The organism is Candidatus Thiodiazotropha endoloripes, assembly GCF_001708965.1.
Classification (GTDB): Bacteria; Pseudomonadota; Gammaproteobacteria; order Chromatiales; family Chromatiaceae; genus Thiodiazotropha; species Thiodiazotropha endoloripes.
Window position 1 is genome coordinate 416,184 of the sequence record NZ_LVJW01000006.1, and the last position, 24,177, is coordinate 440,360.

General features: G+C 52.3%; 18 protein-coding genes. 8 read left to right on the top strand and 10 right to left on the bottom strand.

Annotated features, from left to right (window positions below):
* Positions 1 to 14: 14 nt before the first annotated feature.
* Positions 15 to 920, top strand: coding sequence for an ornithine carbamoyltransferase (argF, locus tag A3193_RS12425; protein ID WP_069003907.1), 906 nt, complete (start codon positions 15 to 17; stop codon positions 918 to 920).
* Between the two features lie 186 nt (positions 921 to 1,106).
* The gene (locus A3193_RS12430) at positions 1,107 to 1,775 is read left to right on the top strand and encodes a TIGR04211 family SH3 domain-containing protein (protein WP_069003906.1); all 669 of its coding nucleotides are present in this window, start codon (positions 1,107 to 1,109) and stop codon (positions 1,773 to 1,775) included.
* Positions 1,776 to 1,879: 104 nt separating this feature from the next.
* Here A3193_RS12430 and A3193_RS12435 read toward each other — a convergent pair whose 3' ends face one another.
* The 4 genes from A3193_RS12435 to A3193_RS12450 form a co-directional block, all read right to left on the bottom strand.
* Positions 1,880 to 3,256, bottom strand: a complete 1,377-nt coding sequence (locus A3193_RS12435) for a sigma-54-dependent transcriptional regulator (RefSeq protein ID WP_069003905.1) — start codon at positions 3,254 to 3,256, stop codon at positions 1,880 to 1,882.
* 127 nt (positions 3,257 to 3,383) lie between these two features.
* Positions 3,384 to 5,954: a PAS domain S-box protein gene (locus A3193_RS12440; protein ID WP_069003904.1), complete on the bottom strand. Its 2,571-nt coding sequence runs from the start codon at positions 5,952 to 5,954 to the stop codon at positions 3,384 to 3,386.
* Between the two features lie 202 nt (positions 5,955 to 6,156).
* Positions 6,157 to 8,418, bottom strand: a complete 2,262-nt coding sequence (ptsP, locus tag A3193_RS12445) for a phosphoenolpyruvate--protein phosphotransferase (RefSeq protein WP_069003903.1) — start codon at positions 8,416 to 8,418, stop codon at positions 6,157 to 6,159.
* A 184-nt stretch (positions 8,419 to 8,602) separates the two neighbouring features.
* The gene (locus A3193_RS12450; protein WP_068991698.1) at positions 8,603 to 9,127 is read right to left on the bottom strand and encodes an RNA pyrophosphohydrolase; all 525 of its coding nucleotides are present in this window, start codon (positions 9,125 to 9,127) and stop codon (positions 8,603 to 8,605) included.
* Positions 9,128 to 9,443: 316 nt separating this feature from the next.
* On the opposite strand from A3193_RS12450, the gene A3193_RS12455 reads away from it, so the two are divergent.
* Together A3193_RS12455 and A3193_RS12460 are read left to right on the top strand one after the other, a co-directional pair.
* Positions 9,444 to 10,103, top strand: coding sequence for a histidinol-phosphatase (locus tag A3193_RS12455; protein WP_069003902.1), 660 nt, complete (start codon positions 9,444 to 9,446; stop codon positions 10,101 to 10,103).
* 141 nt (positions 10,104 to 10,244) lie between these two features.
* Positions 10,245 to 10,478, top strand: coding sequence for a hypothetical protein (locus tag A3193_RS12460; protein ID WP_069003901.1), 234 nt, complete (start codon positions 10,245 to 10,247; stop codon positions 10,476 to 10,478).
* On the opposite strand, the gene A3193_RS12465 is transcribed toward A3193_RS12460, so the two are convergent.
* A complete protein-coding gene (locus tag A3193_RS12465; protein ID WP_069003900.1) occupies positions 10,469 to 10,870 on the bottom strand; it encodes a hypothetical protein in 402 nt (133 codons plus the stop codon). The two genes, A3193_RS12460 and A3193_RS12465, sit on opposite strands and share 10 nt — an antisense overlap.
* Before the next feature lie 91 nt (positions 10,871 to 10,961).
* Between A3193_RS12465 and A3193_RS12470 the strand changes: the two genes are divergently transcribed.
* A complete protein-coding gene (locus tag A3193_RS12470) occupies positions 10,962 to 11,387 on the top strand; it encodes an HIRAN domain-containing protein (protein ID WP_235614992.1) in 426 nt (141 codons plus the stop codon).
* Between the two features lie 71 nt (positions 11,388 to 11,458).
* Here A3193_RS12470 and A3193_RS12475 read toward each other — a convergent pair whose 3' ends face one another.
* Positions 11,459 to 12,070, bottom strand: a complete 612-nt coding sequence (locus A3193_RS12475; RefSeq protein WP_069014991.1) for a YceI family protein — start codon at positions 12,068 to 12,070, stop codon at positions 11,459 to 11,461.
* A gap of 370 nt (positions 12,071 to 12,440) precedes the next feature.
* Here A3193_RS12475 and A3193_RS12480 point away from each other — a divergent pair, with 370 nt between their 5' ends.
* Entirely contained in the window at positions 12,441 to 15,101 is a 2,661-nt protein-coding gene (locus A3193_RS12480; protein ID WP_141694790.1) for a putative Ig domain-containing protein, read from the top strand.
* A gap of 889 nt (positions 15,102 to 15,990) precedes the next feature.
* A complete protein-coding gene (locus A3193_RS12485; RefSeq protein ID WP_069014993.1) occupies positions 15,991 to 16,809 on the top strand; it encodes an NYN domain-containing protein in 819 nt (272 codons plus the stop codon).
* Positions 16,810 to 16,862: 53 nt separating this feature from the next.
* Here A3193_RS12485 and A3193_RS21100 read toward each other — a convergent pair whose 3' ends face one another.
* Positions 16,863 to 17,162, bottom strand: a complete 300-nt coding sequence (locus tag A3193_RS21100) for a DUF1488 family protein (RefSeq protein ID WP_069003896.1) — start codon at positions 17,160 to 17,162, stop codon at positions 16,863 to 16,865.
* A gap of 524 nt (positions 17,163 to 17,686) precedes the next feature.
* Here A3193_RS21100 and A3193_RS21105 point away from each other — a divergent pair.
* A complete protein-coding gene (locus tag A3193_RS21105) occupies positions 17,687 to 17,815 on the top strand; it encodes a cold-shock protein (RefSeq protein WP_414630446.1) in 129 nt (42 codons plus the stop codon).
* Positions 17,816 to 18,655: 840 nt separating this feature from the next.
* On the opposite strand, the gene A3193_RS12500 is transcribed toward A3193_RS21105, so the two are convergent.
* The 3 genes from A3193_RS12500 to A3193_RS12510 form a co-directional block, all read right to left on the bottom strand.
* Positions 18,656 to 19,756, bottom strand: coding sequence for an alanine/ornithine racemase family PLP-dependent enzyme (locus A3193_RS12500; protein ID WP_305782034.1), 1,101 nt, complete (start codon positions 19,754 to 19,756; stop codon positions 18,656 to 18,658).
* Between the two features lie 14 nt (positions 19,757 to 19,770).
* Positions 19,771 to 20,967, bottom strand: a complete 1,197-nt coding sequence (locus A3193_RS12505; RefSeq protein ID WP_069014994.1) for an N-acetyltransferase DgcN family protein — start codon at positions 20,965 to 20,967, stop codon at positions 19,771 to 19,773.
* A gap of 649 nt (positions 20,968 to 21,616) precedes the next feature.
* Positions 21,617 to 23,989: a serine/threonine protein kinase gene (locus A3193_RS12510; RefSeq protein WP_069014995.1), complete on the bottom strand. Its 2,373-nt coding sequence runs from the start codon at positions 23,987 to 23,989 to the stop codon at positions 21,617 to 21,619.
* Positions 23,990 to 24,177 lie beyond the last annotated feature (188 nt).

The window sequence follows — 24,177 nt, forward strand, 5'->3', positions numbered from 1 at the left end:
AAAGGCGTAACACTATGACCAGGCACTTCCTCTCCCTTCTCGATCTCAGCCATGATGAATTGCAATCACTGATTCGCCGCGCTTCCGAATTGAAGCGGATGCAGCACCGGGGTGAAATACATACCCCTTTGAAAGGCAAGAATCTGGGTATGGTGTTTGAAAAATCCTCCACCCGCACCCGGGTCTCTTTCGAGGTCGGTATGTCACAATTGGGCGGTCATGCGCTCTTTCTCTCCCCCCGGGACACACAGCTCGGCCGGGGTGAACCGATTGAGGACAGTGCCAAAGTGCTTTCGCGGATGCTCGACATCATCATGATCCGCACCTTCGAGCAGGAGAAACTGGAGCTGTTCGCCGCCCACTCCCAGGTGCCGGTCATCAATGCCCTGACCGACCGATACCATCCCTGTCAGCTGCTGGCGGATATGCAGACCTACGCAGAACATCGCGGTAACATCCAGGGTAAGACCGTAACCTGGGTCGGTGACGGCAACAATATGTGCCACTCCTATCTGAACGCAGCCAGACAGTTCGATTTTCACCTCAACATCGCCTGCCCGGAAGGTTATGACCCTGAACCGGATATTCTCGAAGCGGCCGGCGAGCGGGCCAAGATCATTCGCGATCCCCTAGAAGCAGCCAGTGGCGCAGACCTTGTGGTTACCGATGTCTGGGCCAGTATGGGTCAGGAAGAGGAGCAGGCGTTGCGTGAGAAAGCCTTCTCCAAATACCAGGTAAACGACGAATTGATGGCCCAGGCTGAAAAAGATGCCCTGTTCTTTCACTGCCTGCCAGCCCACCGGGGCGAAGAGGTTACCGCTTCGGTGATCGACACCCCGGACAGTGTGGTCTGGGATGAGGCTGAAAACCGTCTGCACTCGCAAAAAGCGTTGATGGAGTTTCTGCTGCTTGGCCGCTGATGGCGATCAACCCGGCACCTGGGCCTGTTAACACGAATTCAATGCACTCCGGATTAAGCGGTTTACAGATGCCTCCAAGGGGTGCATGATCCACAAAAATGCGACATTCTGCGGCCTGCTTGGCAACAATGGAAGATTTCAGTTGTACAATGGCCCCATTGCTCCGGATAGATACCAGATATAGTCATGAAGAAATCCTTATTGCTGCTCGCCCTGTTACTCCTTTTCCCGCTACTGGTTCAGGCTAAAACCCTCTATGTGACCGATACCTTTCAGATCACCATGCGTACCGGGGAGAGTACTTCACACCGTATCATGCGCATGCTCAACAGCGGCGCAGCGCTGGATGTCCTCTCCACCAATCCGGAATCGGGTTACACCAAAGTCCGGGTCGGCGGCAGTCAGGGATTTGTGCTTACCCGGCAGTTGATGAATGAACCCAGTGCACGAGCGCAACTGGGCACGCTGCGCAAAGAGATCGACGAACTGAAGGCCGCACCAGGTGAATTACGCAGTAAATTGATCGATCTGCAGAAAAACCACCGTGAATTGCTGAGCAACCACAAAAGCCTGCAAAAGGTAAAGGATAAACAGGAACAGGAGCTACAGAGCATTCAGCGAACCGCCTCGAATGCAATCCGTATCTCCAATGAGCGCAATGAACTGGTCAAGCAGGTTGCCGCACTGACCCGGGAAGTGGAAGAGCTGAAACAGGACAACCGGGATCTGAGCAATGAAGCGACCCGTGACTGGTTCCTGATCGGTGCCGGGGTGATCATTGCCGGCATCCTGATCGGACTGATCCTGCCTCACTTGAGATTTCAGCGTCGTCGCAACTCCTGGGGAACCCTCTGATCCGTTCCAGCTGTCCTCCGGCGATCTGATCGTCAACCTTCTGGGCATCATGCATGCCCTTGATGCCGGTTGTTTGAGAGATCGTGGAAGTGGTAACTGTTATTTCAGTCGCCGTTATCCTTATCCGCCACAAAACCGGGTGGAGGCTGCAACTCGTACTGCTGGATCATCCGCCGCAGTCTTGGTCTGGAAATCTCCAGGATTTCACAGGCCCTCCCCTTATGCCAATCGACCATCTCCAATACCTGTTTGACATGGGCTTTCTCCATCGCCTGCAGGCTTACCGGTCTGCTGACCACCGGCTGGCTCTCCACTTCCTCCAGACTCACACCGGTAATCTCCATCGGTAACAGGTCGCAGGAGAGGGTATCCGTGGGACAGAGCGCCACCGCTTTCATCAGGGCATTTTCCAACTCTCTGACGTTTCCCGGCCAATGGTAATCCTGAAGACAGCGCAAGGCATCGGATGTGATACGCACCACTTTACGGTTCAACTCACCATTGATCCGGGCGAGCAGTGCCTGCACCAGCCCCATGATATCCTCTTTGCGCTCCCGCAACGGGGGAAGATGGATATTCACCACCTGCAACCGATAGAAAAGATCCTCTCGAAATGCCCCGTGAGAGACCTGTTGGGCCAGATTGACATTGGTCGCAGCAATGATTCGTGCATTGGTGATCTTGCTCTCCTTGGCGCCCAGCGGGGTAAACTCTTTATGTTGAATCACCCGCAGCAGCTTGGCCTGCATCACCGGGGAGAGCTCGCCCACCTCATCGAGAAATATGGTGCCATTCTCAGCCAGCTTGAATTTACCAGCCTGCTTTGCCACAGCACCGGTAAAGGCGCCTTTCTCATGGCCGAACATATCGGATTCGAGTAGCGTCTCGACAATCGCCGCACAGTTCACAACCACGAAAGGTCCATCGGGATTTTCACCGCTTCGATGTATCGCCCTGGCCACCAGCTCCTTACCGGTACCCGACTCCCCGGTGATCAATACCGTGGCCGGGCTTTTTGCCACCAGACCGATGGTTTTGAAGATCTCCTTCATCGCCCGGGAGTTGCCGACCATGGTGAGTGAGGAGAGACTTTGACTGTCGGTCTCGACCAACTCTCCTTCCCCATGGCTGAGGAGTTTTTCAACGGCATCATCAAACTCATCGATGTCGATCGGCTTGTGGATATAGTCATCCGCCCCCTTCTGCATCGCCTCGATGGTGCTCTCCATATCGTGAAAAGCGGTGATCATGATGATGCGGACCTCAGGCAGTGCTGATTTGAATTCAGGCAATCCCTGCAGGCCCGATTTGCCCGGCATGCGAATATCGAGCACCACCAGGCCGGGTTTGAAGCTTTCAAGCAACTGCAACCCCTCATCCACACTATGGGCCATGCTGACCTCGTGACCGAGCCCGGAGAGATGCAGTTGCAGGGTGCGGCAACTGGCAATGTCGTCATCAACGAGAAGAATTCTTGTCATATTATTCACCTGGGCCCACTCGATTGTCTGTTGAGACGTTGTCTCTATATAAAACGGTAAACTGTAAAATGAAATCTCCACGGCACAATGGTAGTGCAGACTTTGGCGAGCCTCGGTTGATCGATATTCACGATCCCGATTCTTCCTCCCTGGGGACGGTCGGCAGAGTGACAATGGCACAGGTGCCGCCTGCCTCCCGGGGTACCAGTTCAACCCGCCCCTGGTGCTGATCGATAATCTGTTTGACGATCGCCAGACCAAGGCCGGTACCTTTGGTTCTGGTTGTATAGAACGGTTCGAACAGTTTCTGATTGTCGTCACTTTCAATGCCGATGCCGTTGTCACAAACCGATATCTCGACGGCACTGCCCGTCGGATCCATCACCTGAATCACTTTGATATTGATTTTACTGGAGCCATGTTCATTTTTCTCACTGGCCTGCAGAGCATTGACGATCAGATTCGAGAACAGCTGCCTCAGCTTATTGGCATCTCCCGGTAATGCAGGCAATCCGGACTGGTACTCCACATCGACTGTCGACTGCACCTCTTCAATACGTTTGTGCAGGCTCAACACGGTTGCGTCCATCAGCTTTTCGATATTTACCCAATCCACATGAGCGGCTTCCGGCCGGGCATAGGTCAGCATGTCGGTGAGAATGTTCTCCATGTAACGGATCTGATCCAGACCAATCACTGACAGCTCCTTCTCTTCGTTGGCCGCATGCTTACCCAGAATCTGCATACTCATTTTCACCGACGAAAGAGGGTTTCTCAGATCGTGGGCAATCATGCTGGCCATCTGCCCCATCACGGTGAGTGCCTGGGTACGGACCAGCTCCTGTTGCTGCATCTCAACTTCCCGCTCAAGACGCTTGTGCTCAGTGATATCCTCTTTGACTGCAACGAAGTTGGTGATTTCACCCTCCTCATCCTTCAGTGCGGAGATGGAGGCGGACTCCCAGTAGAGCTCACCGTTCTTTCTCCGATTATGGAAGACACCCCGCCACTCTTCACCATTCAACACGGTCTGCCAGAGCTGCTTGTAGTCATCTACCGAGGTTTCACCGGATTTCAGGATATTGGTCTTTTTACCGATCACCTCATCCGCATGGTAACCGGTCACCTGGGTGAACTTCGGATTCACATACTCGATCTGGCCATGCCGGTCTGTCAGTAGCACGATGCTGGGACTCTGTTCCACCGCATGAGACAACTTACGCACCTTATCTTCCGCTTTACGACGCTCGGTCACATCCTCACCAATCGCCGTCACCCGGACAACCTTACCGTGGGCATCCGTTGAAGGCGTATGGTGCCAGGCGATGCGTCGGTAGCCACCGAGCTTCATCACCACATCCACTTCCACATCCCGTGATTCAACACCTTCGCTGTGGAGTTTTTCCAAGGTATCGCGAAACAGCTTTTTGTGCTCAACCCTGACAAAGCGTTCGATCCACTCGTCGTGCAGTACCTCCTCTCGGGTCCAGCCGGTCAGTTTCAAAAAGTAGTCATTGCAAAACACCAGACGATATTCACGATCAAGGGTAATCGCAGCCAGCTGCATATCCTCCAGGGTACGCCGGAAACGCCGCTCGTATTCACTTTGACGCTGTGCATTGCGATGACGCAGATTGGCGGTTGCCAACAGCCAGGAGCCGAACAGCAAAACCACCATGATCACAAAATAGAGTGGGGTATGCTGTCGGATAAAACCTAAAAAGCCTGGCGCATAACGATCCAGGGAGACCCGGGAAACAACCTTCCAACGCAACTCATCCAACGGCGACATGGTCAATTGCTGTTGTTCATACCCCCGGATCGTTTGAGAGGCGACAGTTCTGGGGGTAACCGTTTCATAGGTAATCAGACCATCACTGGTCTCCAGTTGACCGGAAACGGATTGTCTGACCAGTTCCCAAGCGGCCGGATAGAGTTCAGTGATATGTTTTTTATGGGGCAGCATAAACCCCCATTCATGACTGTTCTGGGGACTGTTCAACCAGTATCCATCCTTATTCAACAGATGGATGTGATCGGCAATATTGGCACCGGCCCTGGCGAAGTCACTCAACAGGCGTTCACCCAGATAGTTAAGCACCAGAATACCCTGAATCTGATCTCGCTGCGCAAAGATCGGTACAGCAAACCGCATCACCGGCTTCAGCGGCTGTTCGATAACCCCCTCTTCGATATTCAGATCCAAGGGTGAGATATAGATCTCCCCGGGAGCCATCGCCACGGTCTCCACAAAATAGTAGCGTGCAGACTTGTCCTGCAACTCCTGATCGGGAACAAGCATTGGATTTCCAGCACCAAAGTTGACGCGGATTATCTCCAGACCCTGACGGTCAATATAACGCACCTGATCGTAGAGTCGTTTCTCTTTTATGAAGGTGAAGAACAGCTCTTCGACCTGTTTTTTTCTTAACTCCCCGGAGGCTTCAAAACTCTGCTTGTCAATATAGCTGGCAAGAAAGATCAGATCTGAAATGACATTGGAGAGGTCGCGGTTGAGAACACTTCGAGCCAATCCCACATTCAGTAGTTCGTTGGTCCTGAGGGTAACCCGATCGGTTTCCGAATTGGTGTAGTAGTGGACATAGGCGCCCAGCGCAAAGATCGCCGCAAACGGCAGCAGGATGAATAAAAACTGCTTCGACCACTCTATGCTGGAGAATGCGGATTGCGGTTTCATAGTAACCCGGCGCAAATTGTTTGTTTTCAACCGAAGTGAACCTGCCTGCTGCCCCCATCCTGTTGCATTGTCTTGAAGGCCACGCTGCTCACAAAGCGGTCTGTCTCTATAATAAGCTTCTTGCCGGTGCCTTCAACCACTCTGAGGTGTGAGCTATTTAATTAGGGCCTGTTAACACGAATCCAATAGGTCCTAACAATGATTAACGGCCAGCACGCATCAGTCCACCCAGCCCCATCTCCTCCAGGGCATTCGACAGCAGATTGACAATCTCTCCCGCCTGCTCACAACGCAGGGCTGTCTGCAGCAACTGCTTTGCACGACTGTGGGAAAACGAGCGCAGCACCCACTTTACCCGTAACAGACTGCCGCCATTCATGCTCAGACTGTTGACTCCCATACCCAGCAGCAGGACCGCTGCGGCCGGATTTCCCGCCAGCTCACCACAGACACTCACCTCTTTACCATACTGACCGGCACCTTTGATGATCTGAATCAGGGCCCGCAACACGGCTGGATGCAGATCGTTGTAGATGTCCGCAACGTGGGCATTGTTTCGATCGACAGCGAGCAGGTATTGGGTCAGATCGTTGGTACCCACGGAGAGGAAATCGATCCGCTGGGCCAGGGCCTCGACCTGGTAAACCGCAGCCGGCACCTCGATCATCACCCCGACCTTGGGCATCTTCACCTGATAGCCCTCTTCCAGCAGCTCATCATGCGCCCGCTGGATCAGCAGCATGGCATCATCGACCTCCTGCACATGACTGATCATCGGCAACAGCAGACGCAAGTTGTTCAGATCGATGGCGGCACGCAGGATGGCACGCACCTGAGTGATGAAGATCTCAGGATGGTCGAGAGAGATTCGTATCCCCCGCCAACCCAGAAACGGATTCGACTCCTCCACCGGAAAATAGGGCAGCGGTTTGTCTCCACCGATATCCAGGGTACGGATGATCACCGGGCGCGGATGAAACATCTTCAGCACCTTTCGATAGTTGGCAACCTGTACCGACTCTCCGGGAAAGCTGTCTCTCACCATGAATGGCAGCTCGGTACGATAGAGACCCACACCTTCCGATTCGGCCATGCCCTGATTACTCAGCTCTGAAAGCAGGCCGGTATTGAGGTAGAGAGGTATCCGCACACCATCGGTGGTTTCGCAAGGCAGATCCTTGTCCGCCTGCAGCTCCTGATAGAGCGCCTGGTCCTCACTGGCGAGTCGTCGATACTCTGCAATGACCGAAGGCGCAGGCGAGACATAGATCCGTCCCAGATAGCCCTCGAGAATCAGAAAATGTCCCTCCATACGACTCACCGGCAGATTACTCATTCCCATTACTGCCGGCACTTCCAGGGCTCTGGCCAGTATCGCCACATGGGAGAAGCTGGCGCCACTGGCGGATACCACACCAGCCAGGCGCTCTCTCGGCACCTCGGCAAGCTGCATGGCACTGACCTCTTCACCAACCAGAATGGTGTTCTCCGGATATTCATCCAGGGTGGCGACCTTCTGCTGCAGATGCATCAGGATACGTCGCCCCAGATCGAGCACATCGGATGCCCGCTCCCGAAGGTAGATATCCTCCATGTTCTCGAATATCCGCGCATGCTCCTGAAAGGTCTCCCGCAAGGCGCCCGGCGCCCAGTTGCCTTGTTGGATGCGTCGCACGGTGTTGCCGATCAGGGAATCACTGCCGAGCATCATCAGCCAGGCCTCGAACAGCGCCCGATCCTCCGCAGGCAGGCTCTCTTCAAAGCGGTCTTCGATCGCCATCAGATCCTGCACCACCGCCGCCACCGCGGTTCTGAAAGCATCCTCTTCCTCATCCGGGTCCTTCGACGGACGGTCGGGCACCGCTTCCAGATCGGCGGGAGGATAGACCACAACCGCCGTACCCAGGGCGACACCCGGAGATCCGGGCTGTCCCTGTAGAAACCGCTTCGGTGGCGCCAGATCACTCTGGGTATTCAGGTTGCCACTGGCCTGGGCATGGGTAATCGCACCGGCAAGCTGCGCCGCCAGAGTGAACAGAAAGGTAACTTCGTTATCCTCAAAGCTGCGCTGATCGATCTGACGCGCCACCAGCACACCCAGAACCTTACGGTTCTGAATGATCGGTACGCCTAAAAATCCCTTGTAAGAGGTCTCGCCGGTCTCATGGGTGAAGAGATAGCGTTTGTGATTCGGAGCGTCCGCCAGATTGACCGGTTCCGCCCTTTCACAGACCAGCCCGATCAGTCCCCGATGGTAGGGTAACCTGACCTTGTCGACGGCTTGCGGATGCAATCCGTCCGTCGCCTTCAGCACATGATCCCGCCGCTCGAAGTCGGTGAGATAGACGGAGCAGACATCCGCCTGCACCGCCTGCTTTACCTCCTGAACAATGATCGCCAGGGCCTGTTCCAGGTCGGATGCGGCATTTACCTCTTTTACGATGCGATGAAGGGTCTCAAGCATGGTCCTCGTAACAATCCCCCGGCGTAGCGTGGAAATTCCTATCTTTGGTTAGTCGCAAAGGATCTTCTATCAACGCGAATCCACACAAAGTGATGCCGCAACATGAAAGGTTTTCGCGACATTTAGCGGTGATTGACATCCATTTTCGCTGTTTTCTATCGGCCCGATGGGAAATCGTTCAGCATCAACGACGATTCTGCCGGAGATAGCTTGTCAGGGAGCGCCCGGGAACTCCCTCAGGATAGAGCAGTGGCGCCAGCTCTTCCAGAGCCTTGGTGTAGACATTACGTTTGAAATAGATCACTTCGCGAACGGGATGCCAGTACTTTACCCAGCGCCACTCCTCGAACTCCGGGGTTTCTGTGTGATCCAGGCAAAAGGCATCCTCACCACAGTTTGTCTTCAGCAGAAACCAGATCTGCTTCTGACCGATACAGAGCGGCTCGCTGTGACGGCGGATATAGCGTTCCGGCAGACGGTAGCGCAGCCAGCTGCGTGTAGAGCCGATGATCGAGACCTGGTCGGCATTCAGGCCCACCTCTTCATTCAGCTCCCGGTACATCGCCTCTTCCGGGGTTTCGTCCCGCTTTATACCGCCCTGGGGGAACTGCCAGGCATCCTGTCCGGTGCGGCGTCCCCAAAACAGGAGACGATCGTCATTACACAGGATGATGCCGACATTCGGTCTAAAGCCGTCTGAGTCAATCAATTGATCCGCCAAAATTTGTCACATTCTTAGACTGTGATTCTTCCATAATCCATGTAGTGCAGCAAGGCAGCAAACTTAAGCCATTGCATATCATGGAAATTCCTAAATTGTACGGTAGTCATATATTTTTCTTCGTCAGTCGCCAAGAATATTCCATTTCACCGCTCCGGGCGTGCTTCGCAGAACTTCTGGATATTGTTTAATTAAACGGTCGGCAATCTGAGCAATAATCCATTAACAACATTTACCGTTTAACCAGGTAAAATAGCCACACAGACCATAGATAACTCATTGAGTAAACAAGCAGGACATAATCATGGCATTGGCAATCTTCGACCTGGACAACACCCTGTTGGCCGGTGATTCCGACTACCTCTGGGGCCGTTTCCTGGTGGAACAGGGCATTGTGGATGGAGAGCAGTATGAGCGTGAAAACGAACGCTTCTATGAAGACTATAAAGCCGGCAGACTGGATATCCACGAGTTCATGCGCTTCTCCCTGAAACCACTACGAAAAAACCCTCCGGAGAAACTCAATCAATGGCGGGCACTGTTCATTGAAGAGAAGATTACGCCACTGATCAGCAAACAGGCCCGACAACTGGTCGAGAAGCACCGTCAGGCCGGGGATCTACCGCTGATCATTACCGCCACCAATGCCTTTGTCACCTCCCCCATCGCCCAGCGTTTCGGGATCGACCACCTGATCGCCACGGAGCCGGAACAGATCGACGGCCACTATACCGGCGAGGTTGCCGGAACCCCCAGCTTCCGCGAAGGTAAAGTCAGCCGGCTGAACGACTGGCTGGATGAGTTTGAACAGAGCATGCAGGGTAGCTGGTTCTACAGTGACTCCCATAATGATCTGCCGCTGCTGGAGCAGGTGGAGCATCCGGTCGCGGTTGATCCGGACCAGACCCTTGCGGAAGTGGCAAAACAGCGAAACTGGCCGATTCTGCAGCTGCACAGCCGATAACCCGGCCCCGGGCCTGTTATAATTCCCGTTATAGGGTTGCAGTTTCGGGCGGCATCTCTGCTGCTCTCAACCGACACGACGGTGAGCCGGGATCCACTAGCGGCCAATTGATTGGCGCGGCCCGCCGGGAGAAGAGGAATTATGTCCAGGACAGCTTTTTTTGTATTCTTCATCGCCCTGATCCTTGGCATTACCTATGTCATGCAGAGCAGCGACAATCCACCCCAGACAAGCATCAATCAGTCACCTAAAGAGTACATCGAGCTGGTCGAGCAGAAAAAAGCGGCAAGGATCGCCACAGAAAAGGCCCTTAAGGCCGGTAAGCAACGGACCGATGATGCACTCGAGGCATCCACGGAAAAGACTCAACGCTGACAGAGTGGCCGTTCATCCCCCTGCTCGACCGCCAGGGCTATGGCACGGACAAACTCACCCAGCTCCTCCACCGAAACCACCTGCAGCAGGCGATTGATGAGTTGTGGATCCACCTCCGCCTGCACAACCCGACCATCCATCAGACTCACATTGATCCCCGCCATATCCACATGTGAGCTTCCCTGCTGGTCGGCAATCAGTTGCTCATTCATCTCAAGCAGAATTTCGTAGCGGGTTTCAATTTTTTCATCCATCTCATCGTCCAACTCCTCCGGAACATAGACCAGCCACTCCCCATCATCCCGCGCCGTTTCAATCGCCAATCCCAGTTGTTTCAGGTAATCGACAAAGTCCTGCCACGGACGTTGGTCGAAAAAAACATATTCCAGCATGGTTTCTCCAACAGATTAGTTTTGGTGGACTCATAGAATGAGCCTCTTCGAATGGTACTCTCATCAACTCCAACGACCTGGAGCACAAACGATGAAACAGAGCCAAATGCTTGCTGCCCTATTCCGCTTTCCCGTCAGACATCTGGCCAGAAAGATTCACAGCAGAACAACAACCATCCCTAGCCGGAAAAAAGTTATCCTGCAGGAGTCCCCGCTGGCTGGCTTTCAATACCATCGCGGACCGGCCATCTGGCCTTTTCTACAGTTGGGAGAGACTCTCCATCTGAAGCGGGAACCGAGTAATCCCCACGACCGGTACGCCATCGCAGTCTGGTTTAAAAACGAGCATCTGGGCTATATCCCGAAACGGGAAAACCGAACCCTGGCGCGTCTGCTCGATCAAGGGGAGCGCCTGGAAGCCACCATCATACGCCTACTGGATGATGACAATCCCTGGCGCAGGATCCGCTTTCAGGTCACCTGGATAGGCGAACGCACCTCTGAGTGGGTATCATAGGCCCTGTTGACACCGATCCTGAGATCCCGGCGACGCTCTGCCAATCATACCGATGCTGCGCGACAGGGATATTACCGTGGTTTTCTGGAGCTGCGCTGCGACTTGCTGCGAATTCCTTCGATTCCCAGGATCAGCTCCATCTCTTTGGCGGCGTCACCAAGATACTTGGTGATACCAAAATCCGCCAGTACCAATCGGGTCCTACCGGTAAAACCACGCCGATAGCCTCCCCAGGGGTCGCTGCCCGCGCCCACATGCTCCACTTCGATTTCAATCGGCCGGGTAACCCCCCTGAGGGTCAGATTACCTTTCAACAGTCCACTACCATCTTCGCGCTCACTGTATGAGCTGCTGACGAACTGGGCTTGCGGAAACTGCTTCACCGCAAGAAAATCCTCATCCCGCAGGTGTTTGTCCCTCTCCGCATGATTCGAATCGATACTCCCCGTCTCCACCAGCACGTTGACGGAAGCAGCAGAGGGATTGCCCGTATCGTAGACAAAATCCCCGGAGAACCGATTGAAACGTCCGGCCAGCACACTGTAACCCAGGTGACTGATCCTGAACTGGATGAAGGCGTGCCCCCCCTCTGTATCGATGATGTAGGAAGAGGCGATGCTCTGCTGAGCGTAAAAAAACATAATGGAAAATACCGAGAGAAACAGTCTGGAAATTCTTTTCATATCATCCTCACTCGAAAATTCACTTTTTACAGCAGAAAAACAGTGCCGCCTGTTTTCTTCATGCCGGATCTAAACCAACGATGTTTAATTGTTAAAACAGGGGCATTCTAAAAACATAGCTTAACAGTCAACAATTAATATGGTGACCATGAAAAGCCGAATTCCTGCCCTCAAGCCTGAGCAACTTGAGAATAAATTGTGAACTCCTTCTGTTCTATTTTCGAGCCAATTCACACTGCCGTGAGGAAGCGCAAATAGTGTGAATTCCGTCCACTAAAACTGTGACCTTGTGTCTGCATAAAAAGCCCGATTGACCGCCATAGTGAGCAACAACTTTTTAGGGAAAATCTTTTTCGAGGTCACACTGGTCATGAACGCAACACGCAAACTCCTTCCGCTGATTTTATTCCCAGCCCTGTTTTCTGCAGATATCAACCTCGCCCAAGCTGCCGATCTCTCCATCTACAAAGCTGTATGGAGAAATGCTAAGGATAAACTGGTAATCAAAGGTCAGGGAGAGCCCGGCGCCCAAGTCAACGCGTTTGTAGCAAATTCGATCCTGCCAGTTGGCAGTGCGACTGTCGATAAGAGAGGCATCTGGCGCATCAAGCAGGTTGCTCCTCCATTCGTACCTTGTGAAGTTGATGTGGTATCCGGTGTGGATTCAGCCAATGCGGTCATTCGCCGGGCACCCGGCGACTGCTTCGTGGCAGGTGAAGATCCCGATCCAGATCCAACTCCGGAAAACACACCGCCAGTGATCAGCGGTTCTCCCAGCACCCAGGTAGCCGAAGGCCAGGCCTACAGCTTCCGCCCAAGTGCCAGTGATGCGGATAACGACAGTTTGAGTTTCTCCATCGCCAACAGACCAACCTGGGCCAGCTTCAACAGCTCCACCGGTCAGCTCAGCGGCACTCCGGACATGGACGATGCCGGTACCACCAGTAATATCCGCATCAGTGTCTCCGACGGTACCGACACCGTCTCCCTGAACGCCTTCAGTATTACTGTGACTGACACCAACCGGGCACCAACCATCAGCGGTTCACCTGCAACTTCCGTTGCCGAAGGTGGCAGCTACCGATTTGCACCTTCCGCCAATGACGCGGATGGCGACAGCCTCAGCTTCTCCATTGCAAACCGTCCTTCCTGGGCCAGCTTCAACACCTCCACCGGTGTACTGAACGGCGCGCCCGGCATGAATGATGAAGGCACCACCAGCAACATTCAGATCAGTGTTTCAGACGGTTCCGCCTCCGCAGCATTGAGCCCCTTCAGCATTACCGTCAACGGCACCAACCAGGCCCCAACCATCAGCGGTTCACCTGCAACTTCCGTTGCCGAAGGTGGCAGCTACCGATTTGCACCTTCCGCCAGTGACGCGGATGGCGACAGCCTCAGCTTCTCCATTGCAAACCGTCCTTCCTGGGCCAGCTTCAACACCTCCACCGGTGTACTGAGCGGCACACCGAGCATGGATGATGAAGGCACCACCAGCAACATTCGAATCAGTGTCTCTGACGGCTCCGCCTCTGCTTCACTGAGCGCCTTCAACATTACCGTCACCGGCACCAACCAGGCGCCGACCATCAGCGGTTCACCTGCAACCTCCGTTGCCGAAGGCGGCAGCTACCGGTTTGCACCTTCCGCCGATGACGCGGATGGCGACAGCCTCAGCTTCTCCATCGCAAATCGTCCTTCCTGGGCCAGCTTCAACACCTCCACCGGCGTACTGAGCGGCACACCGGGCATGGATGATGAAGGCACCACCAGCAACATTCGAATCAGTGTCTCTGACGGCTCCGCCACAGCTTCATTGAGCGCATTCAGCATCACCGTCTCCGACACCAATCGTGCACCGACCATCAGTGGCACACCGGCCACCAGTCTGGATGAAGGCAGCGCCTACAGTTTCACTCCGACTGCCAGCGATCCCGATGGCGACGCCCTGAGTTTCAGCGTCAGCAATCTGCCCAGCTGGGCCAGCTTCAACTCAAGCACCGGTCAACTGAGCGGCACCCCTGATTCCAACTCAGCAGGCAGCTACTCAAACATCGTGATCACCGTCTCTGACGGCAGCGAGCAGGCAAGCCTGGCGACATTCGCCATCACCGTTGTCGATGTGGCTGAAGAGGGCGGCACCTTCCAGTTCGCCAGCAACGGCTATGATGTGGAAGAAGGCAGCACCGTAACCCTGACCGTTACCCGTAACAACGGTACCGGCGCAGCAAACGTCAACTTCGGAACCTACGGCGTCGAAGCCAGACACTCTCAGGACTACACCGGTTATGTCTGGACAGCCTTGAACTTCCTCGACGGTGAAACCAGTAAGACCATCCGCATCAACACCATGTCTGACTCAACCGATGAAGGTGCAGAGACTTTTGAAGTTCACCTTAACGAGCCAAGCACTGGTTACACTCTGAACGATCCATCCGTCAGTGTTGTCACCATCCATGATGTCGAAGCACCCAACAACGCACCGGTTATCAGCGGCACACCTGATCAGAGCGTGGTAGTCGGCGACGGTTATGTCTTCACACCAACCGCATCCGATGCTGACAACGATACTCTGACCTTCAGTATCAGCAACCTGCCAAGCTGGGCCAGCTTCAACAGCAGCAACGGCACCCTGAGCGGTACACCGGCAGAAGCGGATGAAGGCAGCTACAACAACATCGTGATCAGCGTATCCGATGGCACTGACACGGCATCACTGAGCCCGATGACCCTGGTAGTGGAAGCCTCCCAGACCACACCTACCACTGGTACCATCTCACTCAACTGGGTAGCACCTGCCACCAGAACTGACGGCAGCTCACTGGACCTGAGTGAAATCTCCGGCTACAGACTCTACATGGGAACCAGCAACAGCAACCTCTCACCGGTAGTGGATGTGGATGACTGCACCATCAACAACCATGTAATTGAAAACCTGGAAACCGGTACTTACTACTTCGCGATCACAGCATACGACCTCTCTGGTAATGAAAGTAACCTCTCCAATGTCGTAGCGAAGGACACCATGTAGTAAAGACCAACGCAAAAGGATTTGCACCGACAACCGATTGGTTGGCACTCAGCACCGGGTTACAGAGACACCATCTGTAACCCGGTGCTTCATTTCAGGGCTGCAAAAACTTACACTCCGCGATTCAACCCACCTAAGAATTTTTAAACAGTCTGCGAATAAACGTGAATGGCTATGCAGTTGCAGGTAGATCTGGAGCTGTTAAATCAAGTCGTAAAAAATAACAGGCTATCACTGCAACCCCATGAACCCTGCTCGATAGGATTCTAACGGGTTAATTTCAGTCGGTTTCTCTAGCCTACCGAGAGTTTTAACGTAAAATGATCACCAAACGGAAGATTAAGGTTAGAAAAAGCACCAAGTATAAGCGTACCAAACAGATGAAGAGGGTAACTGCCCTCTCCCCTTACGGGAGAGGGGCCGGTGGAGAGGGGCTTTTATGCTTCTCCTTGACCGATCATAGAGGTGACCTAAATTATGGATTTCAATGAGATACAGCTGGACCCAATATTACGATTCATAGATTTCCCCGGAAATCCAAAAGAGATTACTAGATATCACATAGGTGGCCGTACTCGTTGTATTCGATCAATTATCAGATAAACCAGGATATAAAGTCGCTCTGATCTTCTTCATCTCATGCCGAACACAGACTACGAACTGAAAGAACCGATTTCTGCTTAGTGACCTGAGCGACGCCCTCACATGATCTTTGACGCCAAAACTGAATTCAAAAAATCGTCTCTGAAAAAATCAGATCTATGCACAAGGTTAACGATTCAACAGTATCTACCATTACATGAGGATATTATTTTTCTTGTGATACCGACAAACAACGGATAAGTTGGCTATCCTACAGGTAGGAAGACCTATACCAGGACAGTAACCAATGCCTGAATCGAACCCAACCCAAAATATGGCCATCTTCTGTGACTTTGAGAATGTTGCATTGGGGGTGCGTGATGCCAACTATGCAGCCTTTAATATTCAGAAAGTTCTTGAGCGTTTATTGCTGAAAGGCAATATCGTTGTAAAAAAGGCCTACTGTGATTGGGATCGCTACAAAGAGTTCAAAGCAACCATGCACGAAGCGGCATTCGAATTGATAGAGATTCCCCACGTGCGCCAGTCAGGCAAGAACTCGGCAGACATCCGGATGGTAGTTGACGCCCTGGACCTATGCTACACCAAGCTTCATCTCGACACATTCGTCATTATCAGTGGAGACTCTGACTTCTCCCCACTCGTCAGTAAGTTACGCGAAAACAACAAGGTTGTAATTGGTGTCGGCGTCAAGAACTCCACTTCAGACCTACTTACTGCCAACTGCGATGAGTTTATCTTCTATGACGATCTGGTGAGAGATAGCAAGAAACCCAGCCAAAACCGACGTAAAAGTTCCAGCAAAAAAACCGTTAAAAAGAAAGCCTCAAAGAAGCAACCTAGTGAAGAGGAGCAGAGAAAGCAGGAAGCACTGGACCTGGTTGTCGCCACGGTAGAAGATCTGATTCAGGAACGCGGAGAAAGAGGAAAAGTATGGGGCTCCATGGTCAAGCAAACCTTGAAGCGTCGTAAACCCGGTTTCAGTGAGCGATACCATGGCTTCAGCACCTTCAATGCGCTGCTTGAAGAGGCACAGGAAAGAAATTTAGTGATCTTGGAAGCTGATGAAAAATCCGGTGGCTATATGATCAGGAGCGTCACGTAGTCGGAACACAAAGCAGTAAAAATTGATCTACTGAGGAGTACCGGATATTTCTGTCATAGATCGCCTGAACGAATCAGTATTGACCCATCATCCTCGAAAGACTCGCTCTGAATCAACCTTCTCGCCGCCTCTTGTATAACGGCGCGATGATGAGCGACACATCTGATCGGTGATTCATCCATAACACCAAATTTATCTTCCAATATATTCAACGATACTCTACAGAGTACACGCTCTTTGTTGACATCCGCTGCCACGGTCGCCATTTCTGCCATGCTATTCCATGACTCGTACCCTGGAAAATGAATTACTGTGTCGTCTGTAACGGTTATTTTTTTGCGGCTAAACTGCATGACGAGGCCTGTTTACTGATACCGCATCATCCGATTGCGGCGAAAGCACCTATGAGAAATAATGTTGCACCGGGTTGCAATAGGATAAAGCAATATATTTGCTTTCAAATTTTGTATACCGAATTTGTGTGTGTCTTTACAGTGACATATGGCTTAATCCTTTGCCCTAAGACATCGCAATACAGTGATTATAGTTGAAGTCATGCCGAATAGCTTTTTATTTTTCTGGAAATACGCCTTGGCTTATCGGGAAATCAACCGTCAGACCTCAGTCTCATCCCTTGTTTATACATGCTTTGGTCAAATATTAATCCAGTGGTTGTATAAAATATCCGATTTGCAATTCAGTACTAAGCTATAAATGGTGAACACCCTGTAAGATCCTAGTCCTGCCTGTATCGTCTTATATTCGCTGTTTCCTCACAGTTTCATCCGAGTCGACCTTCATAGTGTTTTTCCAAGATTTGTAGTGAATGACCGCCCTCAAAGGCTGGTAAATTTTAGTTTGTTTGAGCTATTTACAGATGTCTGAAAGGCAAACCGGAACCGTCAAGTGGTTCGACAGCGCAAAAGGTTCTGATTTTATCGAACGTGAAGCAGGAAAAGACCTGTTTTTTTCCGTTCAATCGTTGCTGAAGGTCATCGCGACCTGACAGAGTGTGAAAAGGTTGAATTTTCCGAAACTGCGGGCCAGAAAGGCCCTCAAGCGGAACTGTCGTGCTCATGTAGCCTGTTGTATTAAAGCGAACTCTGCCTTATCAGTGGCAGAGTTCCACATCTCATTTATGATGGCTTGAATCTGTACTGCCACATATAGATCAATGTTCATACATCGACAAAAGGCAAAACACATTGATAATACTCTCAGTGCGCGGCCTACCAGGATCGACTACAGAAGAATTTCTGGCCTCCCGCTTTTCAGAACACGAACGGTTCGTTCCCTCAAGCTAGGGCCTGTTAACACCAATCCAATGCGCCCTGTTGCGCATTGGATTGGTGTTAACAGGCCCTAGTAAAAGATCTCTTTTCCGGTGAGTCCAAGGGCTTTGCGACCCTCGATATGGAAGGTCATGAGGCACGCGCAACTCTCGCAGCACTAAACAACAGCAACCTCAATGGAAGCACGATCCGTGTCGGACCCGATAGAGTAACTAAAGGGCGTAGCGGCAGGCGACGTTAGAATAATGGCGAACAGATTCGTTTACTCTATTGTCCACTTTTTTGCCGCCAGTTGTCTGAAGCCTTTACTTCCTTGCGACCGCTGTTCAGCATCTCCGGTCTGTCGCCGAATCCAGTGACTGGCAAGTGTGCGACCATTGCGGACGGTCAGTAATCGGGATTAATGGCACTCAAATACGGCAATCCTTCTCATGCATTGTGGAATCCCGGACTTTTCATTTGAAAGAGCTGGGGGGGGGGGGGATTTCGGAACCAACAAGTTTTCTTTCAGGCACTTACCAGCATGGTAATTAGGAGTTATACGCCGGAGATGTCTATTGTTCCCGGGGCAACCCTGAAGTCCAATCTTGCTGTACCATACTTGCCCGATGGTGTTTGACGATCTTGGTGACAAAAGGGGAGGTCATGGCGCGTACCAGAGCGCTGTAGTTGAGCTGGAACATCATTTCCGCGCCGACGGATAGGCCGTAGCTGCCAGAGTCCAAGAGGAGGTGGTCACTACTGGCCCCAATGATCTCGGTCCCCACAGGTGATTGCAGGCCGCACGGGTCGATGTCCTGTATGCCAATGGCCAGGATGGTTTGCATGATATGCCCACGGTCTGTAGTGGTTGGCTTCTCTCCGAACGCGTTTTGTCCAATTTCGCCCGTTGGACGTGATGGCTTGACCTTCGATTCGATCACTTCAGCGATGAGGGTGATGGCGTCGGTGTGCAGTCCATCAATTGGTGTACGATGAAGAGGTTCACAACCGAGCAGGATCGATTCGCCCATGCGGAGATCGTTGATCCGCCCGGTGTCTGTTTCACTGAACACCCACTGTATGTTGGCAGAATTCCCGCCCGATACAATGTCTACCGTCAGTCCGAATGTCGCCTCGATAGAGTCTACCAACTTGGACAGCACCGCCATGTTTTGGCTGTCAGGTGACACTCCGCTACGGCACGCGAGATTGGTGCCGATACCTTTGAACACGATGTTGGGCAGGCTGAGGGTCTCACGTACGGTGTCTATCAGGTCATCGGGCATGATACCTTCACGGAGATCGCCCAGCTCAACCATGAGTACGACCCCGTGCCTACGATTTGCCTTCTGCGCTTCGAGCGATAGTTTTCTGATAACCTCAATTTCGGTATTGAGACTTACATCGGCGTGTCTTACGACCCGTTCCGCCTGGCTAAGCATCGGAGAACGGATCATTGTCATCGATGCGGGTACCTGTGCATAACGCATCGCTTCGATATTCTCGATGCGAGAATCGCCGAGGGCACTCACACCCGCCTGCAGAAACACGCCTGCAATCTCCGGTGAGCCGAGTGTTGCCTTCGAGACGCCTGTCACCGAGATGCCACGACTGGCCAGTCGATCAACCAGCGTGCGAGCGTTGTGGTAGATCTTGTCGAGATCGATCTCCAACCGCGGCGCGGGCATCATGCGGCGGCGGGCAGCAGCTTCTCGAGTTTCGGGAACGCGGCAAGCACCATCTCCACCAGGCGCTCGGGTGACCGGGTCAGCGCATCGGTGGCCGGGATGCCGAGCTCTCGCTCGTACTGTGTGATGGCTGCACTGACTTCGTCATCAGTCATGTTCTCGTGGTTGATTGTCAAGCCGATGACCTTGGTATCGGCGAAGGTCTGGAGGAGGTTGATTTCAGAGGCCGGTGTCGGCATCGACATGTTATCGAAGTCACAGCGCTTGCTGCGTCCCGGTGCGTGCTGCAACACAATGCCATTGGGGCAGCTGCCACGGAGGATGAAAGACGAAGAAGAAAAGGCCGGGTGACTCAGCGCACCCTGTCCCTCGATGATGATGACATCGGGATTTTCGATTTCGAATGCTTCGACGATGGTCGCTTCCAGCTCGCCGGCGCAGAATTGTGAAGGGATGGCATCAAGCGCGATGCCGTAACGGGCACCCTGGATCAAACCGGTCTGGCCTGTCCCGATCATCACTGCTTTCAATCCACGCTCGTTGAGGGCCTGGGTCAGGATGGTGGCGGTCGTCCGCTTGCCAATGGCACAGTCGGTGCCGAGAACGGCGATACGTGGGCAGCTGACATTGGCGATAGCACTGCTGAACATGCGCAAATCCTTCTTGTCCCGGGGTTTTCGTACATCCAGGATCTCTACCTGGTTCGCTATACATGCCGCTTCGAATATCGGGTCATCGTTTAAAAATTCATGCAGGCCGTTGACGATACTCATCCCATGGCTCATGGCCTCAAGTATGAGGCTGCGCTCATGTATCGACAGCATGCCAGTGGCTGGCGCCATCCCGAAGATGAAGTAATCGGGCACAGTGCCGGCCTGTGTCAGTGCGCTGGTCAAATCGCGGCAGATGGGAATTTCGTTGGGCTCGTCGTCAAGAACCATGCCGGCATCAAGACCGGCCTGTTCGCTGTCGATGACCGAGAGGATCTGATACCGTTCTGATTGGCGAACAAGCCCGTTGGCGGTCTTGCCATCGATAGCGCCAAAGTTGGCTTCACAATAGACGATTGCAGTGGAGATTGGCTTCTTGACTCCACTGATTTGAGGCTGTACGGAATTCGCCGTTTCGTTTCTGACGACAGGGTTAGGATCAGTTGAGGGCGCGATTGAACGCGCGGAGAGCGGGACTGTGAACATTGTCACTCCTCGAGTTAAGTCTCAGAAGAGGCGACAGGATCGTGCCGACCAGAATTGGCCGAATGTCAACGAGTAGTCCCGACTAAGTTGGGTTTCTGTGGAAGGTATCCACGGGCTGGATTACAAGATCAATTTTAGCACATTAATGATTTAGATAGGGAATAAAAGGTTGAATGTCCGATTTTCTGACAACGCGGTCATTAAGCCGTCCCCGGCTTTGGACTGCTTCGGCTAGGTAGGCGACCTCTGCTCGCAGATCAGGAATGTCCTGAGTTGGCCGAAAACCGCCTATTTCAATGCAACAAATCAATGGCAGCTTTATTCTATAACTCTGCTACCGAACTGTGTAATAGCGTTTATTAAATCCAGAAATAGCTACTAATCACCAGCAATAATGGGAAACCTATGAATTCAGAGCCATTTATCAGACAAATTCACATAGAAGTCTTTGCCATAGCCAGATAGGGCAGCATCAGATATTTATAAGCTCCTAATTCAAAGAAAAAGGCAATCTAGATATTGTTTAGCCACTACGCTAGTTTTTTTGGTAACGTACAACAGTGACAGATTATGCCACTATATAGTCCAATCCAATCTAACACGAATACAATTCGTGACTCTTATTTGCGTTCATTTGCGGACTAAAAACTCAAGACTTTACCGCCAGTACAATCTGATTCCTCAAAGACTTCAGCAGATTCAATCGTTTTTTATCGATCGCCAACCCATGCGGTTTGGCATGATCTGCATAGATCAAACCAACCGCACGTTTATTGACCACAATGGGAAAGATTAAAAAGGAGCCCGCCTTTGAGATCTTTTTATACCAGTCCGGGATGTCTCCCTGTATTTTTTTATCCGTGGCATCGGCTATATAGACATCAACCGAATTTTTCATGGCGCCATGGAAGACATCGACCCGGTACTTGGTGGAGAAGTGAAATGCCCTGGTAAACTCATCGGCTGAGTCGCCGAATCCAAGCCGCCCCACCATCTCACCCTGTTTCGGATTCAGCAACGCCAGGATCACCCGTTTAAAACCGACCGCCCGATACATCGTCTCCAATACGACATTGAAGATTTCAGAGACGCTATGGTCTCCCACAAGCATCCCGGTAACCTCCTGCAGACCGTCCATCAGCAGTGCTTCCGTATCCTCGTCACTGTGCACGGCTTGCTCTACACTCTTTTCATCAAGTGTCTGGGTAGCCTCATCGAGTATCTGTGTATTATCCAAACCATCCTGAGTGATTGTCGCGGTTTTTTCACGCTTTTTTGCACCACCCTTGGCCGGCGTTTCCTGACCATCCTTCAGTTTTTTGACAAAACTGCTCGACACATCGGTTGCAATGGCCTCGGCCAACTCCTGAAAATCCTCAACAGACTGCTTTGTCAGCTTTGCCACTTTCTTACTGCCAAGTTTCAGGCTCTTGGAATATTTTTTAGTCAGGCTATCCAGCGCGGCTTTATCATCAGAGCCGTTCTCGACAATCACCTTCATCGCCTCATCGGCGAACAGGGAAACCAGGCGACGCTTCTCAGTCCGGTTGACCGGTGAGTGATCTCCCTGCCAGGACTTCAGACTGTCGGTTAACGGTTTGGGGAAATTCCACTGCTTGGCTATTTCAATACCGATGGTTTCAAAACTGACCCCAAGCACGGTGTGCTGTACTGAAACGGGTTCCTTTTTCTCAACCTCGATCAACCGTTCAATCTCTTTCGACTCTTCCGGCAGATAGAAGGCAACCAGTACTTTGCCGAGATCACTGAGCAACCCGGTGAGAAAATACTCCTCAGCCTCCTGCTGATCGATCTCATCAGCCACATTCTGTGCCAGTGTGGCGCGAAACAGTGCAGAAGAGACCAGTTCCCGCAGATAGTCAGCCTGTTGTTTATTCTCAATATGATCAAAAAATATCAACGAAGCGGCCAAAGAGCGGATCGCCTGCGTGCCAAGTACCACAACAGCTCTGGAAACGGTTCCAATATGACCGGAGAACCGACCATAGTAGGCCGAGTTGACGACCTTCAATATTTTGTTGGTTAGAGCGAAATCCTTAACGATCACACCAGCCATCTGATTGACGCTGCGATCACTCACATCCGACATGGCATTGATACTGCGAACCGATTGGGACAAAGCGGGGAAGTCACTCTTACGTTTCATCCGCCGCAATAGAAAATCGACTGTACCGCTCACCTCCACATCGGAAGCCGGTTCTGCTTCGGCTGACTTGAAGATCTGTTTGAAGGCATCCCGCATCTCCTGCGCATCGCTGTAGCGCAGTGCCGGATCCTTCTCCAGGGATTTAAGGATAAAACGGTCGAGTTTTTCATCCACTGCGGAGTTGAACTGAGACGGCGGCTTGGGCTCCAGCTTGAGAATGGCATCGATGACGATCTGCTGACTCTGGCCACTGAACACCGGCATTCCGGTCAGCATCTCGTCCAGAATCAATCCCATGGCAAACACATCAGCCTGGGGACCCACTTCTCCGGCCTGGATATATTCGGGTGCCAGATACCTGGGTGTGCCGATCAGCTGTTTGTCGGGGCCTTTGGCCTCAGAGAGCAATCTGGCGATACCGAAGTCCATGATCTTCGGCTGTTTATCTTCACCGATGATGATATTCGACGGTTTCAGATCCCGATGGACGATCCCCGACCGGTGGGCCTGACTCATACCATCCAGCAGACCCTCGAAAATCTTCAACGCCAAAGGGAGCTCCAGTGGGTCACCCTGAATATGATCCGAGAGCAGCTTACCCTGTGCGTATTCGAAGACGAGAAATGGCGTACCCTGATGTTCACCCGCTTCGTAGATCGAAACGATATTGGGATGCTGCAGCTTACTCATGGTGCGCGCTTCATCGCGGAATGCAGCATCCTGTAATACCTTATCGAGCAGCTTTATCGCTACCTGGCGTTCCAACTGGCTGTCATGGCAGAGATAAACGGTACCCTGATTACCGGAGCCCAGCTCTTTGCCCACCTGAAAACGCCCGATCTGTTTCAGCCTCATGCACCAATCCCGGAATCAAATGACCCAATCAAACTCTTCAACCTCTGGAAATCATAGCGGCACAAACCGGAATTTCTTATGGGCTACTCAAAGCTTTTAGCCTTAAATGACACGAATCACCGCAAACAGTCGCGAATTGGTCAGCATCTGCATCGACCACTCTCTATCCGACAGTAATGGAGCTATTG